This window comes from Paenibacillus sp. V4I7 (genome assembly GCF_030817275.1).
Classification (GTDB): Bacteria; Bacillota; Bacilli; order Paenibacillales; family NBRC-103111; genus Paenibacillus_E.
Genome location: NZ_JAUSZD010000002.1, coordinates 1,412,596 through 1,433,117 on the forward strand (window position 1 = coordinate 1,412,596; position 20,522 = coordinate 1,433,117).

Sequence of the window (20,522 nt, forward strand, 5' to 3'; positions counted from 1 at the left end):
TTGTTGACTAAATTCAATGTTGAGTGTAAATTGAAATTGTGGCCGAAAGGATAAAGTGAAAAATGTAAGCCCTTCCTTACAAGGGTTCGCATGTGGGAAGTCACGGTTGCATGCAAAATATTGTGCAAATGAATAATTCTATGGATATTGAGTTAGGGGGTACTGTCTTGCAAGAATTAGCGGAAGTTGAAATGAGAGCAGTTAAACAGAAAAGTCATGCATTTATAAGTAAAATCGATTATATGAGGAAAAATCCTTTCCTGTACTTACTGATGGCACCAGCCTTCATCCTGACGATCATATTTAAGTACGTGCCCATGTACGGGGCGGTCATTGCTTTTAAAGACTTTAGTCCGAGCAAAGGGATTTTCGGCAGTGAATGGGTTGGATTAAAGCATTTTACGAAGTTTTTAACCTCACCAAATTTTGAAGTTATTTTCATGAACACGCTGAAACTTAGTGCTTACGGACTCATACTTGGTTTCCCGGTTCCCATTTTATTAGCGCTTATGCTGAACCAATTGCGCAAAGCTGGTGTTAAAAAAAGGATTCAATTGGTCTTATATGCGCCAAACTTTATATCCGTTGTCGTAGTTGTCGGGATGCTATTCGTCTTCTTATCGCCGGTAGGGCCGATTAATAAGATTCTAACCCTGATTACAGGTCATCCTATTAGTTTTATGTCAGACCCGGATTATTTTCGTACACTTTATATCTTATCTGGCATTTGGCAGGGAGCGGGCTGGTCATCGATTATTTATGTAGCTGCATTAGCCGGCGTTGATCCCGAACTCCATAATGCTGCAACCATTGATGGAGCTAACCTGCTGCAAAGAATTAAACACATCGACTTGCCTACGATTAAACCGGTTATGGCAATCGTATTCATCTTAGCTGCCGGCGGCATTATGGCAATTGGATTTGAGAAAGCCTATTTGATGCAAACGGCAATGAATGTTCCGACTTCAGAGATCATTCCAACCTATGTGTATAAAATTGGTTTGCAAGCAGGAAATTACGCCTATTCTTCTGCCGTTGGTCTATTTAACTCCGTTATTAATGTCGGTTTACTTATCCTCGTTAATATTGTCGTGAAGAAATTAAATGAAGGTGAAGGCCTCTATTAAAAGAAAAGGAGATGCCGTATGAATTTTAAGCCTACTAGATTGGACCGTTTTATTCTGACCATCAATTACATTCTATTGTTCTTTGCTGTATTGATCGTTGTAGTTCCCTTAATTTATGTAGTCGTGGCATCGTTTATGGAGCCGACTGCACTGTTAAATAAAGGGATCTCTTTCCATCTTGCGGATTATAGTGTTCAAGGGTATAAAGTCATCTTATCGAATCATGCGATGATCCGGGGATTTGTAAATGCTCTTTTTTACTCTGTCGCATTTTCTTTTGTTACCGTCGTTGTCTCCATTTTTGCCGGCTACCCTTTATCGGTTGCTGGTTTCGTAGGTAAAAAGTTTTTTACGATTCTGTTTGTCGTCACTATGTTTTTCGGCGGGGGATTAATTCCAACCTATCTGGTGATAAAAAACTTGGGAATGTTAGATACGGTATGGGCGATCATCCTACCAACGGCTGTAAATGTTTGGAATATTGTTTTGGCAAGGACATTCTTTAGTGGTATTCCGAACGAATTGAACGAGGCAGCCAAGGTCGATGGTGCATCTGAGGTGCGTATCTTCTTCAAGATTGTTCTCCCTCTATCTAAACCAATTATTTTCGTATTAGCTCTATATGCATTCGTAGGTCAATGGAATTCTTATTTCGACGCGTTAATTTATTTGAAGAGTGCAAATTTACTGCCTCTACAGTTGGTTTTAAGATCTATCTTAATTCAGAATCAAGTAAATCCTGGCATGATTGCGGACCAATTGGCTATGGCAGAACTGAAACGGCTATCTGAGATCATTAAGTATTCGTCCATTGTCATTTCCAGTCTACCGTTACTTGTTATGTATCCTTTTTTCCAAAAATATTTTGAAAAGGGTGTTTTGGTCGGTTCATTAAAATAATGGATCGACAAGCATATAGGTTTTCCAAAAAAGAGGAGGGTTATTTTTATGAAACATTCCCAAAAGGCATTATTCATTTCAATGGCGGCATTATTAGCAGTAACGGGGTGCAGCAAAGAATCAGGCGAGACGACAGCATCAAGTGCAGCCACAGGTACAACAGCGAAACCCACTTTGAAGTTTATGACACAAAGCTCACCGCTAGCTCCCGAAGATCCTAATAAAAAGGCGATATTCCAACGTCTAGAAGAGAAGACGGGAATACACATTGATTGGGAGAATTATCCGTGGGATTCGTTTACGGAGAAAAGAAATTTAGCGATTGCCAGCGGTGACCTTCCTGATGCGATTTTCGATGCAGCCTTGGGTGACTACGATTTGCTTAAATTGGCAAAGGACGGAACCATTATTCAGCTCGATGACATTATTGAAAAACAAATGCCAAATTTCAAGAAGGTTTTGGAGAAAGCGCCGCAATATAAATCGATGATTACGGCCCCAGATGGCCATATATATTCATTCCCATGGATTGAGGAGCTGGGCGCGGGTAAGGAAAGTATCCATTCGGTCGACGATTTTCCTTGGATTAATGTGGAATGGCTAAATAAGTTAGGCTTGAAAATGCCTAAAACGACCGAAGAATTAAAACAAGTTTTGATTGCTTTTAAAACAAAAGACCCGAACGGTAATGGAAAAGCGGATGAAATACCTATGTCCTTTATTAATAAAACCGGCGGAGAAGACTTGGCTTTCTTATTCGGCTCCTTCGGTCTGGGTGAGAACTGGGACCATACGGTTGTCAGTGATGATGGAAAGGTTATTTTCACATCTGCTGATAATAGCTTTAAGGAAGGCGTCAAGTTTCTAAATGAATTATATAAAGAAGGTTTAATGGATGTTGAAGCGCCTACGCAGGATTGGAATACCTATTTAGCTAAAGGAAAAGAAAATCGTTATGGTTTGTACTTCACATGGGATAAGGGAAATATTACGGGCATGAATGATAAATATGACCTTATGCCTGCGCTTGAAGGGCCGAATGGCTGGAAAAACGTAACGAGAACGAACGGAATGGGCTTCGATAGAGGAAGAATGGTTATCACCAAAACAAATAAAAATATCGAAACAACGGCAAAATGGATTGATTCCCTATACGATCCAACCCAATCCGTACAAAACAACTGGGGCACTTATGGGGATAAAGCGCAGCAAAATATCTTTGAATTCGATGAATCTAAAAAAATGCTGAAACATTTACCGTTGAACGGAACGTCTCCTTGGGAATTGAGACAGAAAACCTTTGTTGGCGGACCATTGGCGATTTTGGATTCTTACTATGGCAATGTTACGACGAAGCCAGACGATGCGGCATGGAGATTGGACCTAATGAAAAAAGTGATGGTCCCGGACATGAAGGCTAAAAATATATATCCAAAAGTGTTCTTCTCTCTAGAAGAATTGGATCGACTTTCTGCGATTGAAACAGATATGTTTGCCTATGTACTGAGAAAACGGACTGAGTGGATTCAGAATGGGAAAATTGATGCTGAATGGGCTGGTTATTTAAAAGAATTGGACCGTCTGGGTCTACAAGATTGGTTGAAGATTAAACAAGCAGGTTACGACAGAAACGTAAAAAAATAAGTTTTGTTATAAGACCGCCGGAGCGGATCGAGTATGAAGGTGACGCTCCGGTTTTTTTAAAATAGAGGGAGTGGAAGAGATGTCAACTATTATGTATAGAGAAAAGTACCGGCCACAGTTTCATTTTACACCTCCGGCTAAGTGGATGAACGATCCAAATGGAATGGTATATTTCGATGGGGAATATCACTTGTTTTATCAGCATTATCCAGAAGGTACAACCTGGGGGCCGATGCATTGGGGACATGCAATCAGTACGGATTTGACCCATTGGGAGCATTGCCCGATTGCGTTAAAACCTGATCAGAATGGTTTCATATTCTCCGGTAGCGCAGTGGTGGATTGGGAGGATACCAGCGGATTTTTCTCTGGTAAGCCTGGTCTGGTTGCTATTTTCACCCACGCGGACCATTATCCGGATTCCGAACGTCCGAGACAGAGGCAAAGCCTTGCTTATAGTTTGGATAAAGGCAGAACGTGGGTGATGTATGAGGGGAATCCTGTGTTGTGCAACGAGCAAATAACGGATTTCCGGGATCCTAAAGTATTCTGGCATTCCTCAAAACAGCAGTGGATCATGGTGCTTGCAGTGGATGACTGTGTTCATTTCTATACGTCTTCCAATCTAAAGGAATGGTCTTTTGCAAGTGAGTTCGGTGCCTCAGAGGGCTCACACGACGGAGTATGGGAATGTCCGGACTTAATAGAGCTACCGATAGAAGGTCATGCTGAAGAAACGAAATGGATACTGATCGTCAGCATCGGAGATCATCCACAGATGGCGGAAGGTTCAAGGACACAATATTTTGTCGGGAGCTTTGACGGAAGTACGTTTATGAACGATTCATCTCCTGAAACCGTATTGTGGGTGGATCATGGAAGAGATAACTATGCTGGTGTAACATGGTCAGATGTTGTTAGATCGGATAAAGAAAAGCTGTTTATCGGCTGGATGAGCAATTGGAAGTATGCAAATCTCACCCCGACGACCAGTTGGAGAAGCGCAATGACACTGCCACGGGTGCTTTCCCTGAAGAAGGGGCCATCTGGAATCCGTTTGGTTCAAAAGCCTGTGACGGATTTGCAGAAGCTTCGGTTAGAAGCGCAGGTTTGGCAAGAGGTTACCGTTAGCCCCGGTCAAAACATACTTTCGGACGTGCACAGCGATATCTATGAGCTCGAATGTGAGATCGATTTGGGCGACGCATCGGAAGTTGGTTTTAAGCTTCGGAATTCGGAGCGGGAAGAAACCGTAGTCGGCTATAACACCGCTATGCAGACATTGTTTGTTGACCGCTGCAACTCCGGTGAAAGTGGATTTCATGATGCATTTGCTTGTAAGCATGATGTACAATTGGAGCTTCAAAACGGACGGCTAAAGCTGCACCTTTTTGTCGATAACTCCTCCATTGAAGTCTTTGCAAATGACGGGGAGATCGTGATTACCGATCAAATTTTTCCGGATCCGTCCAGTACAGGTTTAGAACTTTATGTGCTTGATGGAAAGGCCAAGGTCATTTCTTTAGCGCTTCATCCATTGAGATCGATCTATTCAGTTGTGACGGTATAACAAAGTGACGATGATTGTGAGGGAAACGAATTGTTATTAGGTGCTATCGAAGGCGGCGGGACAAAGTTCGTATGCGGGATTGGTACGGCAGATGGCGAAATCCTTGACCGCATCTCTATCCCAACAACGACACCTGAAGCTACGCTCGGCAATGCGATGGATTTCTTTGCATCTAAAGAGATACAAGCGATTGGAATCGGAACCTTCGGCCCGATCGATGTGAACCCGCAGAGCTCGACTTATGGTTCCGTAACAAGGACTCCAAAGCCGCACTGGAGCGGTTACCGAATCGTGGGGCATTTGCAGCGGTGCTTTGACATCCCTATCGGTTTTGATACCGATGTGAATGCAGCTGCCTTGGGGGAAGCAACATGGGGGGCAGCAGCAGGGTTGAACAGCTGCCTGTACATGACGGTCGGAACCGGGATCGGTGCAGGTGCAATCGTTGAAGGCAAGCTCGTTCATGGTTTGACCCATCCGGAAATGGGGCACATTCTTGTACGGCGGCATCCGGATGACAGCTATGAAGGACACTGCCCCTTTCACAAAGATTGTTTGGAAGGACTGGCGGCCGGACCGGCGCTGGAGGATCGTTGGGGATCGAAGGCGTTTGAACTTGGAGATACTCATTCTGCTTGGGAAATGGAAAGCTATTATATAGCTCAGGCACTAGTCAATTACGCGCTCATTCTTTCTCCGGAGAAAATCATTATCGGTGGCGGCGTTATGAACCAGTCTCACTTATTCCCGCTTATACGCGAACAAGTTCGTAAACTGTTGAATGGTTACGTACAGCATCCGGCTTTTTCAGAGGACAACGATAGTTACATTGTACAACCCGCTCTAGGCGGTAACGCTGGCCTTTGCGGTGCCCTGGCCTTGGCTAAGCAAGCCTTGGATATTTAGAAGTGCCACACCAAGAAAATATCGGAAAGTACCTCCAGCTATTCATCGTAGTGGAGGTATTTTTCCTTTAGATGTACACAAAACAAAGCATAGGAGTCGGGCGGGGATCATTGGCCGGATCAGGAAGCTGAAACTTGGTGGTACGGCCGCTGGTAAAATATTTGTTTCATAAATCGTAGTGAGAGAGATATAATGTAATTGCTTTACTAATGTAAACGTATACGTAAACGTTTTAATGATGGAACCAGCATTATTTTATGTCCGATCGAATTAGGGGTGAATCCTGTTGAACATGAAAGTTGAAGAAATTATTCGCGAAGTACCAGAGTTAAACTATGAATTCTTAAGTTTTGAAAGTCTTAATGGTGGGCTGTGCAACCAAACCTACAAGGTAAAAACGAAACAGAGTAATTACGTTCTTCGCATCAATAGCAGGCAAAATGAGTATTTGAACCTGACACGCCGCTCCGAAGTAGAAGTGATGAAGAAGGCAAACCGCGAAGGCTTTGCTCCTAAAGTGATTCCGAGTAATTATCCGGAACAATTTGTAGTCACGGAATTTATAGAAGGGCGAATGCTTGAGAAAGATGATCTCAAAGACGATCGTATCAAAGAAATGATTATGGATCGCCTTAAACGAATACATCGTATGGAAGGTCAAGGCAGAACATGTACTCCTTATGATTTAATTCATGGATATTTGAAAGGCGCAGATCAGTTTCAAGTCAAGCATCCTGATGGATTAAACCGAATTTTGCATCGAGTAGAGAAAATCGCGCATAAGCGGAGTAATGACAAAGAAAATAACAACAAATTCTGTCACAATGATTCCTTTTTATGCAATATGATCTATACAGGCCAACAGTTGCAAATTATTGATTGGGAGTTGTCGGGAGTCGGAGATTTGTTTTTCGAATTGACGCTCATTCCGTTTACAAACCAGTTCAGTGAAACAGATGAGCGTGAGTGGTTAAAGTTATATTTCGGATATTTCGAGGAGGAAGCATTTCACATTTTTCAGGACATGAAATTCGTGTCGATGGTTCGAGAGGTTGCGTGGGGAATGTTTTACAGTGGACTTACCAAAGGGGATAGTCACCATAATTTTGATTATTACAAGTTTGCTGAAAATTGCATTCAGCGAATTGAACAAGGGATTTACCAATTATAATAATCATAAAATTAGCAAGCAATCTAGGCGTGTTAATTAAGTAAATAAAAAAAATATTAGGGGCTAGTTTACTATGAAAAGCATAAAAGTATTATCCTATGTATTTGTTGCACTTGCTTTAGTTGCGCTTACAGCATGCTTTTCAAGTAGAATACCGGAACCTTCAAAAACATCTGAAGCAACGTTTGCACCTTTAGAAACAGAAAATGCAGAACCGGCAAAAAAAAAGAAAGAAGTAGTGGTAGGATTTACTTTGCAAAATTTAAGCAATCCATTCTTTGTTGCGATGTCCAAAGGTGCGACTGCAGGTGCAATGCTGCATGGTGCTGATGTAATCACAGTAAGTGCAGAAGGTGACTTGGCTAAGCAAACAGCTCAAATTAAGGATTTTATTGCAAGAAAAGTAAATGTGATTCTTCTAAATGCTGTAGATTCCAAAGGTATAGCTGGTGCTGTTAGTCAAGCTAGAGAGGAGGGAATCCCCGTCATTGCAGTTGACGTAGGTGCAGATGGAGGTGTGAATACGGTTGTAACCTCAGATAACTTTCTTGCTGGAAAATTAGCTGGTGAATATATTGTTAAGCGTTTGAATGGAAAAGGAAATGTTGTTGTTATTGACGGGCCTCCTGTATCTGCTGTAACGGATCGTATCGCTGGATTTGAAGAAGCGATTAAAGATACTCCAGGAATTAGAGTAGTTACTAAGAAAAATGGGTATGGCAACCGTGACATATCGGTTTCAATGATGGAAACCATTTTTCAAGCCTATAAAAAAGGGGGAATTGATGCTGTATTTGCAACGAATGACCCTTCTGGAGTTGGTGCTAAAATTGCTGCGGAACAAGCAGGTAGCGACAAAGAAATGTTTATCGTTGGTGTAGATGGTGCACCAGATGCCGTTAATGCGCTTAAAGAAAAGAAAAGCTTTGTTGCAACCTCTGCACAGTATCCATTTGAAATGATTAAATTGGCAATGGATGAAGGCTTTAAAGTTCTTAAAGGTGAAAAGATAGAATCGTTAATTAAAATTCCTGTTGATCTGATTACTCAAGATAATGTTGAAACCTACAAAGGTTGGTAATATTCTTTATAAAATTCGAAAGCGTAGTGGTGAAATGTATGTATAAAATTATCATTGCGGATGATGAAGACAACGTAAGAGAAGGAATACGAGATAGTCTAAACTGGAATGAGTTGGGATTTGAGGTGGTTGGCGACTTTGAAAATGGTCGTGAGGTGCTGAAGGCACTCGAACAGCTTCAACCCGATGTGGTTTTAACGGATATTAACATGCCTTTGATGGATGGTTTAGAAGTGTCACGTTATCTCTTTGAACATTATCCTCACACCAAAATAATTATTCTTACGGGTTACGATGAATTTGAATATGCTCAGCAAGCATTGAAGTTGAAGGTGCATGATTATATCTTAAAGCCGAATACAGCCGATGAATTATGTCAAATCCTCTCCAAAGTAAAGGAGGATCTTGATGATGAGAATCGTAAGGTGGAGGATTTAAGCAAGCTTAAGCAGCAGCTTAGAGAGAGTTTGCCTCTCGTAAGAGAGCGGTTCTTGAATCAGTTGGTTACAGGAGAACTACGTGAAAGCAAGCTTGAGGATAAGCTTGCCTATTTGGAAATTGATTTACCGGGAAGCCATTATTTAGTCGCAGTGATTGATGTAGATGATCATGGAGAACTGCAAAGATTTTATCCCGAAAGCGAGAGTGAACTGCTTTATTTTGCAGTGTGTAACATTAGTGGAGAAATTATTACAAGAAAAAAGAACGGACTCGTGTTCCAAAACAATAATGAAAAAACAATCGTAATCCTGTATGACGAGAATGTGGAAATACTCCGTGAAGAAGCAGCACTAATTTTCGAAGAGATCAACCTATCGGTACGAGAGTATCTGAAGTTTACAGTGTCCATTGGCGTAGGAGATATTTGCTCTACACTAAAAAAAATTCATCATTCTCATAAGAGGGCTTTATCTGCTCTTGATTATCGCTTTTTTCTTGGAAAGAATCGGATCATACATATCGGCGACATTGAAGGGGAATGGAGTGAGAGCATTCCTTTCGATAAGCATTGGGAAAAAAAACTCGCTAATACCTTAAAGTCGGGAACTCAGCAGGAGATCGGTGGGATCATTGAGAAAATCATTGAGAATCTTAAGGAATCCTATCTGCCGATGGATCGTTGTTATATTCACATACAGCAAATCATCGTCTCAATTTTGGATCTTTTAGATGAACTCGAGATTCGGGAAACACTTCAAAGCAAGACTTCAAGCCCATTGACCGAAATTTACGGGTTAAAAACACTGGATGAAGTGGAAGATTGGCTGAAAAATTACTGTTCTCGTACCACGGGCCTTATCCTTGAAACAAGAAACAGTTTTTGCAAGATGCAGGCTTTGAAAGCGGAAGAATTTATTAAAGGTAATTATGCGGATGCGAAAATGTCCATGGATATGGTTTGCAAATATCTGGTGCTAAGCACAAGTTACTTTAGCCTTATTTTTAAAAACCATACTGGAGAAACTTTCATAAGTTATCTAACTCGGATTCGTGTGGAAAAGGCAAAGGAACTGCTTAAATGTACAGATTTGAGGACCTACGAAGTCGCGAGTCGTATAGGCTATATGGACCCCCATTATTTCAATTTAATTTTCAAAAAAGCGACGGGTATGACCCCGACTGTGTATCGCAGAATGGTGTAAAAGGGGCGTAAATATGGTAAGGAATCGAATCAAGCATTTTTTCCGTTTCAAAAGTATCCAGTCAACCATTGCTGTTGCTTTCTCATGCTTAATTGTGGTCACGATTATGGTAATTGCATGGATGTCTTATCATCTTTCCACAGATGCAGTGAAAAAAAATTCACGCGACTATACCTATCAGCTGATGGGACAAGTGAGCTCCAATATGGATAGTTACATCAATTATATGGACAATATTTCGCGAATGGTTCTTTCCAATTATGATATCAAAGAGTATCTCTTGAAGCAGGTATATCTAGGTGCAATCGGTAAGGAAGACTTGAAACAGAAAATATCCTTCCAACTGAATTCCGTGTTGAATACAAGAAAGGATATTTCGTCGATCCTTATCTTTGGTACAAATGGGGAAATTATCCCTTACAATGAAAATATTAAATTAAATCCAAAAGTAGATCCAACGGAACAAAGCTGGTATAAGAAGGCAATTGAAGCGCAAGGGAAAGTCGTTATCTCTTCTTCACACGTACAAAATATGATTCTTAACGAGTATAATTCCGTGATATCCTTAAGCCGTGAACTGAGTAGTGATGTCGGAGATGAAAAGCTCGGCGTTCTGCTTGTAGACTTGAATTATAGCGTCATCAACGATATTTGCAACAAGATTAAACTTGGAAATAGGGGATATGTTTTCATTGTGGACGCACAGGGAAACATCGTGTATCACCCAGAGCAGCAAATGATTAATAACAATCAGAAAATAGAACTGATTTCTCAAGTTATGCGTACTCCTGGCAGCAGCTTTGTGACTTCAGAAGGTAGAAATAGCCGGATGTACACGATTAAAACATCGCAAAGCACCGGATGGAAAATTGTCGGGGTCAATTATGTGGACGAATTAGTCTCCAATAAGCATGAGTTGCGAACATATACTTTTTTTGGAGGTATAGGGTTTCTTATCATCGCAGTGTTGCTCTCTATTATCCTATCCTTACGTATTTCAAAGCCCATTAAACATCTTGAAAGTTCGATGAAAGAGGTAGAAAAGGGGAATTTCGACATTCAGGTTGATATTCAAAGCTCCAATGAAATCGGGCATTTAAGTAATCGATTTAATCGAATGACGATAGAGATCAAAGAACTAATGCTGCAAAATATAAAGGAACAGGAGTTAAAAAGAAAGAGCGAGCTGCAGGTGTTACAAGCTCAGATTAATCCTCATTTTCTTTATAATACGTTAGATTCAATTATATGGATGGCAGAAACTGGAAAGTCGAAAGAGGTTATCCTTATGACAGCTTCCTTGGCTAAGTTATTCCGTTTAAGCATTAGCAAGGGACAAGAATTCATTTCCATTTTTAACGAAATCGAGCATATCAAAAACTATTTGACGATCCAGAAAATGCGGTACAAATCTAAATTGGATTTTGAAATCAATGTGGATAAGAGTATCCTTTCTAATAAGTTGATTAAGATTATTTTACAACCTCTAGTAGAAAATGCTATTTATCACGGAGTAAGAAATAACGCGGGGAAAGGGTATATTCAAATAACGGGGATACGTAAGGGGAACCGTATTCTTCTTCAGGTCATCGATAATGGAATTGGAATGTCTCCAGAGGAAATCCATAAAATGTACCAAAAAGATCGTACATCTGAGAAAGGGAGTGGTATCGGCGTGCAAAATGTGAATCAAAGAATCAAACTCCATTTTGGCGATCCTTTTGGGCTGCATTTCGAGAGTGAATTAGGGAGAGGAACTACCGTTAATATTTGGCTGCCAGTCATAGAATAGAAGTAAACAAGATAGTTAGCCCTAGCCGGATTCCACATATCAGGCTAGGGTTTTTGTATTTATTTTAGTAACTGTATGGAGCTTTTTAGAGAAATTTCAACAGTCACGAGAAGATTTTCTATTATTTTTAGTTTTGATCGAAGGTATGATGAAGACACGAAAAAAAACACCGGTTAATGAAAGGGGTTACAAAAATGGCGATTAGCGCCCGAAAGGTAAAAAGTAATGTTGCGTTAGGTTTAGCTAGTTTAATGTTATTTTCTAATGTTGTTTCTTTTAGTGGAATATCAACAGCCGCGAATGCTTTACAACATCCGGTCACAATTGAAAATCCTGATTTTGAAGCCGGCAATCTATCAGGATGGATGACAACCGGGAATGCATTTAGCGATCTTCCCTCATCTATACAGCATTTTTGGGGAGACCATACTTTTAAACAGAACGGGACTTATCATGCATGGGGATGGAATCCGGAGGCAATAGATCCAAGCGATAGCAGCAAAAACATCTCAGATTCAAGAACAGGTACGTTGAAATCGAGTACGTTCAGGCTTTCCGGGAATGGTGAAGTTAACTTCTTGGTTGGCGGAGGCAATGATATCGACAATCTGTATGTCTCTCTCGTTCGCGCTTCTGATCAAACAATCTTGTTTAAAAGCGCGGGGTTCGCATTGCCGGATCAATTTGAGAGATATGTACGAGTGAATTGGCAAGCTCAAGATTACATAGGAGAAGATCTCTATATTGAAGTTGTGGACAATAGCACAAGTCAGCACATTAATGTGGACGATTTTCAAGTGTACAATGTAACGAATAGTATTGAGAATCCAGGCTTCGAAACGGGAGACTTGAGTGGTTGGAACGCTAAGGGCGATGCTTTTTCAGTCTCAAACGCGGTAGCTTATGGTGAGGATCAAACCTCTTATTATCAAAAAGGAAAGTACTTTGTAACCGGCTTGACCGGTGATGCCGGAAGTGCAGAAGCGAAGTCAGGTTCTCTGCAGTCTACCTCATTCAAGCTAGAAGGTACAGGCGAAGTAAACTTTCTTATTAGCGGATCGAATGATATGGATCATACTTATGTTGCTCTAGTCAGAGAGTCCGATGATACAGAATTATACAGAGCAACCGGTTCTTCTCTAGGTGACGGTCCCGAATCCATGAAAAGAGTGATATGGGATGCTTCCGCTCATCTAGGCGAAGTGGTCTACTTGAAAGCTGTTGATCTGGGTCAAGGACACATCCATGTTGATGATTTCCACGTATATAATACAATTCATAACGTTGTGAACCCTGACTTCGAAACAGGCGACTTAACAGGATGGACCGTTGTATCCGGAGAAGCGCCCGGTCAAGTTTCGCCAACCGTAAATTATTGGTATGGAATTCCGATTAATAAGACAGGTCAGTTCCATTTTTGGGGCGATGACATGAAGCAAGGATCTATCAAATCCAGTGTGTTTGTCCTTGGTGGAACTGGCGAGATTAATTTCATGATGGGTGGCGGAGATCTCGATACGCAGTATGTTGCTTTAATGCGTGCTTCTGACAATACGGAACTGATGAGAGCAAATCATACACAATTTGCAAATTCTGAGGCGTATGCAAGAGTGACTTGGGATGCTTCGGTTTACCTAGGTGAGCAAGTCTATTTAATGCTTGTGGACCAGATAGCAGCAGGCGGATGGCAGCACGTGAATATTGACGATATCCATGTTTATAATCTGCCTCATGACATTGTGAATCCTGACTTCGAAACGGGCGACTTGACGGGTTGGACTGTTACGAGCACTGAGGCACCTGGTCGAGTCACTTCTGAAGTAAATTACTGGCATCCTGACCCGATTAATAAAGTCGGTGAGTATCACTTCTGGGGTGACGATTGGAAGGAAGGCAGTATCCAATCAAGCACGTTTGTGCTAGGTGGGAATGGTGAAATTAATTTCATGCTAGGCGGAGGTAATTTCCCCCAAACGGAGTATGTTGCGCTAATTCGTGCTTCTGACGGGAAAGAACTGATCAAATCCACGCATACAGCTCATGCAGGCTCTGAGGGGTACGATCGAGTTGTGTGGGATGCTTCTGCATTTATAGGTGAGGAAGTGTATCTGAAAGCAGTGGATAGCGTGCCTGGCGGCGGGTGGCAGCATGTTAACCTTGACGATATTCATGTATTCAATAACGATCCGGTCGATATCTTGAATCCAAGCTTCGAAACAGGCACTTTAGAGGGCTGGCAAGCTGCAGGTGATGCTTTTACAGGAACTGCTTCCGCTGAGACAATGTCGGGTGAAGACCCAATCAACCAAATAGGCAATTACTATATTCAAGGTTTAGCTGGCGCCGGTTCGGGTAATGCGAATGCAAGAACAGGCTCTCTCCAATCGTCAGTCTTTAAACTTGGCGGCAACGGTGAAATTAACTTTATGTTAAGCGGTCATCATGATCCGAATAATCTTTACGTTGCGTTAGTAAACGCGGAAGACGATTCAATCCTATTCAGTGAGACACCGGCAAATGGTGCGGTAAACCCTGAATCTCTTCGACGGATCGTTTGGGATGCCAAAGCCTACTTAGGGCAAAAGATGTTTTTGAAAGTTATGGACAATAGTCTAACAGGACATTTGAATGTCGACGATTTCCATGTTCGTAATACAGGTTCTCCTTCCTATGTGATGAATAATGAAGATTTTGAAATAGGAGATTTATCAGGATGGACAGAAGGTGGAAACGCATTTTCAATTTCTGATCAGGACACTGATTCTTCGGGAAATGCCTACGGGCAACAGCGCAATTATCATGTTGTCGGAAATAACGAAGCGACAGGCACTTTAACATCCAGTATATTCAGGCTGGCCGGGACAGGGACTGTTAATTTTAAAATTAGCGGAGATATAGACGTTGACCATCTTTATGTGTCATTAGTTCGAGCATCCGACCATAAAGAATTGTTTAGAGCAACAGGTCACAACTCTCAGAGTTATCAAACCGTTAGTTGGGACGCTTCGAAATTTATAAACGAAGAGCTTTATTTCTCCATTGTCGATAACTCAACGACAGGTCATATCCATGTCGATGATTTCAACTACTATGTGTCTCATGAAGTTATGAATGGCGATTTCGAAAGCGGAGACCTGCGTGGTTGGAAGGTCGTTGAGGGTAACGCTTTCGATAATACGATTACTACGCAGGATAAATTCTGGGGAACAAAGCCATTTAAGCACAATGGACTTTATCATCTCTGGGGGTTTCATGGCGGTGGAGATGGCAGAAAGGGAATTATGGAATCCAGCCATTTCATCGCTTTGGGCGATAAGAATATCCCTACATCGGGAAGATTAACTTTCCTGTTGGGCGGTGGTTCGGATATTGACAACTTATATGTTGCGCTAGTAAGGGATCGAACAGGCGAGATTCTTTACACGACTACAGGTAATAGTGATGAACAATATTCAGAGCATGTTTTTGACGCTACCCCGTATGCCGGTGAAGAACTGTATTTCCGGATTGTGGATCAAACAACTGCAGGATGGGGACATCTCAACCTGGATCGCTTTGTGACAGTGAATGCTGTTTCACAATTGGAAAACCCTGATTTTGAAACTGGCGATTTGTCTGGGTGGACGCTGGAAGGTGAAGCATTCGCAGATTCTGTCTCAAATTTACCCGGGAATGGAAACTATGGAACGTATTATGTGAACGGGAATAAAGTGAGTAACCCTGCCTTGACAGGTACATTGTCATCCAAAGTATTCCAATTTACAGGGACTGGTATTCTGAGCTTTTTGGTCGCTGGAGGCAAAGATGCTGCTCAACTGCATGTAGCTCTAGTCAGAGCTTCTGATCATATGGAACTGTTTAGAGCCACAGGATCGGACTCAGACATATTTCAGGATGTTACATGGGATGCTTCAGCTTACCTGGGGGAAGAAGTATATTTTAAAGTTGTAGACAATAAAACTTCAGGGATTTTCGGATATATGAGTGTAGATGATTTTCAACTGAGTATTCCGCGTGAAAAATACTTAGAACAATACAGACCACAGTTCCATTTTACACCTGAGAAAAATTGGATGAATGATCCGAACGGTATGGTCTATTTTGATGGAGAGTACCATCTGTTTTTCCAGCATACGCCATTCTCCACATCTCCTGCCTTCGATAAGATGCATTGGGGGCATGCAGTAAGTAAAGATCTTACACATTGGGAAGAGCTTCCAGTAGCTTTGGCGCCTGATGAGCACGGTGCTATTTTCTCTGGTGGTGCTGTATACGATGCGAATAACACATCTGGATTCTTTAATGAAGAAGGATCAGGTCTGGTAGCGTTCTATACTCAAAATGGGGCGAAACAGGTGCAGAGTATTGCTTACAGTAAGGATAAAGGCAGAACATGGATCAAATATGATGGAAATCCAGTCCTGTTGCCAGATGCTGCAGCGGATTTAAGGGAGCCGAAGGGCAATGCGCCGGATTTCAGGGATCCTAAAGTATTCTGGCATAATGACACTCAAAAATGGATCATGCAATTAGCAGTTGGTAATAAGGTCGAGTTGTATTCATCGACAAATTTAAAAGAATGGAATTATGAAAGCTCATTCGGTTATAGCGGTCTTGGCTCACATTTCGGTATCTATGAATGTCCTGAATTGATCGAGCTTTCGATTGATGGAGATCCGAACAACAAGAAATGGGTTATGATTATTAGTGGCGGCGACGGTAACGGAAACATCAAAACAGATCCTCAACCTCCAGGTAAAGGGTCGGGCATGCAGTATTTTATCGGCACGTTCGATGGTAAAACCTTTACACCGGATGAACTGCCAACTCCTGAACAATCCAATTGGATTGACTTTGGTTCAGATTTTTATGCGGCAGTAACATGGGACAATATTAGAGACGAGCAAGGAAGACCAATATGGATCGCATGGATGAATAACTGGAGATATGCGAGCAATACGCCTACAAGTACTTGGCGGGGTGGAATGAGCATTCCACGCACCATTGAGCTTAAGACGACTGCTGATGGAATTCGTCTAGTTCAAGAGCCGGTTAAGCAGCTGGAACAGTTAAGAAAGCCGGTTCTGCAGTGGAACAATTTCCAAGTTCAACCGGGTCACAATGTCCTGCAAGCTGTATATGGAAGCACAATGGAAATTGTCGCGGAATTTGATTTGCAGGATGCAGCGGAATTTGGCTTCAAGGTTCGTAAGTCCGATACGCAGGAGACAGTGATCGGGTATGACACTTTGAGTCGAAAAGTGTTTGTAGACCGCACACATTCAGGAGGACCAGAAGTAAGTGATATTGTCCCTGTCCGACAAGAAGCTCCTCTCATTCCGGAAAATAACAAAATTAAACTTCATATCTTCGTGGATGAGGATACCCTTGAAGTGTTTGCAAATGATGGAAGAGGAGTTTTCACAGATCAAATATTCCCTGATTCGAACAGTAAGGGACTTGAGCTTTATGCAAAAAATGGGGAAGTGAACGTCAACTCCTTAAGTATTTATCAGCTTGACAGCATTTGGGCGGATAGGTCGATCAAGAAGCTTCAAATGGATAAAAGAAGTTACACGCTTGAAACGAATGGAACCCTCCCAACCATTGTATCGGCTCTTGTTTTAAGTCCAATGACTGAAACTGTAAGTCAAGCGGTATATGGCGGTGCCATTCATGATGTAAACAACTCTGTAACGGGAATCGTGTATGGAGGTTTGCAGGGTATGCCATTAACCGTATATGGATATGGAGATCTAACAAGCAAACAAATTGTTACGGACCAAGCAGTCTTCAAAAGCTCTGATCCTTCTATAGCCATTGTGAATGCTGCCGGCATCGTATATGGGAAGCGACCGGGTCAAACCTTGATTACAGCTGCGTATAAAGGACATGTGGCAACAGCTTCTGTCACGGTTTTACAATCAAATGACCCAGACCCAGACCCAGACCCAGACCCAGACCCAGACCCAGACCCAGACCCAGACCCAGACCCTACGCCGCAGCCCCCAGTAACTACAGGGGTGGGCACAACGCCAAACAATCAGGGCCGACTAGTTGTTCCGACTAGTTTAATTAATAGAATTGCTGTGGGTAAAGTTTCGAAAGAGACGCTGAATAAAGCGTTGGATGCAGCCGGGATTGACGCTAAAGGCACCAAAAAGATAACAATCGAATTGGATAAAGCGGATGATGTTAAAGGGTACAGCATCGAGATACCATCTACGTTTATATCGAGTAATCATGCTAATCGACAATTTGAAATTCGTAGTCCAATAGGCACAATGACTTTATCGAGTCAGATGTTTACCGAAGGCGCGTTCAATGAGAATGACAACATTGTATTAAGTATGACTCATGCGGATCATGATGCAGCACAATCTGAAATCGGAGAAAGACCTGTTCTTGAATTAATTGCCACTTTGAATGGTAAAGTTATTCCATGGCGTAATGCGGATGCTCCTGTTCAGGTAGCTATCAATTACACGCCTGTAGCAGAAGAAATGAACAATACGGATCATTTAGTTGTCTGGTATCTGGAGCCATCCGGCAGCATCGCACCTGTTCCAAATGCCAAATTTAATAAAGCAACGGGTGAAATGATCTTTAAAACGATCCATTTCAGCTATTATGCAATTGCTTATGTGAATAAGTCCTTTGATGATCTTAATGATTATGCTTGGGCTAAAAAGCAGATCGAACTCCTTGCATCCAAAGGCATTATTCAAGGCACAACAGAGATAGCTTTTGCTCCGCAAGAGGATATTACAAGGGCAGACTTTATTCTGCTGCTTGTACGCGCACTTGAATTAACGGCCCAAGCGGATTCCAACTTTGATGATGTTAAATCGGATGATTATTATTATGAAGCGGTCAGCATCGCCACAAAGCTGGGTATTACTAATGGCATAGATGGAAGCCACTTTAACCCGAATGCTTCCATTACAAGGCAGGATATGATAGTTATGCTGAATAGAGCGATGGCTGCAGCGAAACGCGATGCAGCCAAAGGTACAAAATCGGATTTGACTGTATTCAAGGATAGTAATGATATTTCGTCATATGCCATTGACAGTGTTTCTTCTCTTGTGAAATCCCATATTATTGAAGGAAACAATGGGAAGATTCATCCATTCGATCATACGACGAGGGCTGAGACGGCTGTAGTGCTTTACCGATTATTGATACAGGAATAAGCGCAACCAAGACGAATTGGTGTGAAGAGTATAAGTTTTCAGAGGTAGTAGAAGTAACAAGATATAGCCCTAGCCTGATTCATAACAGGCCAGGGCTTTTTTGTTTAGTAGAGAAATTTCAACAGTTACGAGAGGATTTTCTATTATTTTTTGTTTTTATCACAGGTATGATTAAGACACATCAAACAACCATTCACTCTTTTAGGGAGGTGAGACTACTTTTAGGTAAGTAATTAGTGTCAATCGTGCGTGACTTCATTTGGGGGATTTGGTTGTATCCAAAAAAAAGGAGGGAGAAAAGAACATACTAAAGAGTTTTACACTTTAATTATCACATATCTTCCTATTGTTCGCCAAACTTATTTTTTAAAAAATTATAATAATTCGGAGGAATTTGAATATGAAAAACATGAAAATGATCTTATTGCTTTTTGTTGTATTTGCACTTTCGGCTTGTGGTAAAGCAGCGGAAACCAAACCCGCAGCAGCAACTGGGGCGCCAGCAGAAACAGCTAGCGCAGCTAAAGCAGCAGATCCGGCACCTAAGAAAAAAGTAGTTATTGGTTTGACGGTACAAAACTTAAGCAATCCTTTCTTTGTAGCGATGTCCAAAGGTGCAGCTGAAGCTGCTAAGAAACACGGCGGTGAAGTTATCGCCGTTAGTGCAGAAGATAATTTGGCGACACAAACCGCCCAAATCGAAGATTTTATTACCAAAAAAGTAAGTATGATTATTCTAAGCTCCGTAGATACCAAAGGTATTGCAGCAGCAGTGGGTCAAGCTAAAGCTGCAGGTATTCCAATCATTTCTGTCGATACAATTTCTGAAGGTGGCGTTAATGCGAGTGTAACTTCCGATAACGTTCAAGCAGGAAGAATAGCAGGTGAATATTTAGTTAAAAGGTTGAATGGAAAAGGAAATATTGCCGTACTAGACGGTCCGCCAGTATCTGCTGTAACAGACCGCATTGCAGGATTTAATGAAGCTCTCAAAGCAGCTCCGGGAATTAAGATAGTTGCTAATCAAAATGGTAACGGCAATCGTGAAACATCACTAGGAAAAATGGAAACCATTCTACAAGCAAACGGTAAAGGGAAAATTGATGCCGTATTTGCTATTAATGATCCATCAGGTATTGGCGCCAAAATTGCTGCAGAGCAAGCAGGTCGCGACAAGGAAATGTTTATCGTCGGTGTGGATGGATCTCCGGATGCAGTGACTACACTGAAAGAAAACAAAAGCTATGTTGGAAGCTCAGCACAAAATCCTTTTAATATGATTACAATTGCGGTTGAAACGGCATTTAAAGTTCTTGCTGGTGAAAAAGTGGAACCATTAATTAAACTTCCAACTGACTTCATTACGACAGAAAACGTTAAAGACTATAAAGGCTGGTAATATGGAGTCATTCCTACGATGTGGTTCCCCTTTCTGGGGGTGCCACATCGTATAAATTCAATCGTCAACAAACGATATAAACTAATAAATGGG

Annotated in this window: 11 protein-coding genes; all 11 read left to right on the forward strand. The window is 41.6% G+C overall.

The features are described 5' to 3' along the window. Positions 1 to 191 precede the first annotated feature (191 nt). Positions 192 to 1,127: an ABC transporter permease gene (locus tag QFZ80_RS07770; protein ID WP_307555636.1), complete on the forward strand. Its 936-nt coding sequence runs from the start codon at positions 192 to 194 to the stop codon at positions 1,125 to 1,127. A gap of 18 nt (positions 1,128 to 1,145) precedes the next feature. After that, complete coding sequence (locus tag QFZ80_RS07775; protein ID WP_056828104.1) at positions 1,146 to 2,027, forward strand: carbohydrate ABC transporter permease; 882 nt, start codon at positions 1,146 to 1,148, stop codon at positions 2,025 to 2,027. Positions 2,028 to 2,075: 48 nt separating this feature from the next. Continuing rightward, positions 2,076 to 3,671, forward strand: a complete 1,596-nt coding sequence (locus QFZ80_RS07780) for an ABC transporter substrate-binding protein (RefSeq protein ID WP_307558189.1) — start codon at positions 2,076 to 2,078, stop codon at positions 3,669 to 3,671. A 79-nt stretch (positions 3,672 to 3,750) separates the two neighbouring features. Next, the gene (locus QFZ80_RS07785) at positions 3,751 to 5,241 is read left to right on the forward strand and encodes a glycoside hydrolase family 32 protein (RefSeq protein ID WP_307558191.1); all 1,491 of its coding nucleotides are present in this window, start codon (positions 3,751 to 3,753) and stop codon (positions 5,239 to 5,241) included. A 30-nt stretch (positions 5,242 to 5,271) separates the two neighbouring features. Continuing rightward, on the forward strand, positions 5,272 to 6,147 hold the full coding sequence (locus QFZ80_RS07790; RefSeq protein ID WP_307558194.1) for an ROK family protein: 876 nt from the start codon (positions 5,272 to 5,274) through the stop codon (positions 6,145 to 6,147). 292 nt (positions 6,148 to 6,439) lie between these two features. Further along, on the forward strand, positions 6,440 to 7,318 hold the full coding sequence (locus tag QFZ80_RS07795; protein WP_307564063.1) for a phosphotransferase: 879 nt from the start codon (positions 6,440 to 6,442) through the stop codon (positions 7,316 to 7,318). A 73-nt stretch (positions 7,319 to 7,391) separates the two neighbouring features. After that, a complete protein-coding gene (locus tag QFZ80_RS07800; protein ID WP_307558196.1) occupies positions 7,392 to 8,399 on the forward strand; it encodes a substrate-binding domain-containing protein in 1,008 nt (335 codons plus the stop codon). A gap of 38 nt (positions 8,400 to 8,437) precedes the next feature. Then, positions 8,438 to 10,042, forward strand: a complete 1,605-nt coding sequence (locus tag QFZ80_RS07805; RefSeq protein WP_307558197.1) for a response regulator transcription factor — start codon at positions 8,438 to 8,440, stop codon at positions 10,040 to 10,042. A 13-nt stretch (positions 10,043 to 10,055) separates the two neighbouring features. Beyond that, a complete protein-coding gene (locus QFZ80_RS07810; RefSeq protein WP_307547690.1) occupies positions 10,056 to 11,834 on the forward strand; it encodes a sensor histidine kinase in 1,779 nt (592 codons plus the stop codon). A 194-nt stretch (positions 11,835 to 12,028) separates the two neighbouring features. After that, the gene (locus QFZ80_RS07815) at positions 12,029 to 19,030 is read left to right on the forward strand and encodes a GH32 C-terminal domain-containing protein (RefSeq protein WP_307558199.1); all 7,002 of its coding nucleotides are present in this window, start codon (positions 12,029 to 12,031) and stop codon (positions 19,028 to 19,030) included. Positions 19,031 to 19,430: 400 nt separating this feature from the next. After that, the gene (locus QFZ80_RS07820) at positions 19,431 to 20,429 is read left to right on the forward strand and encodes a substrate-binding domain-containing protein (RefSeq protein ID WP_307558201.1); all 999 of its coding nucleotides are present in this window, start codon (positions 19,431 to 19,433) and stop codon (positions 20,427 to 20,429) included. Positions 20,430 to 20,522 lie beyond the last annotated feature (93 nt).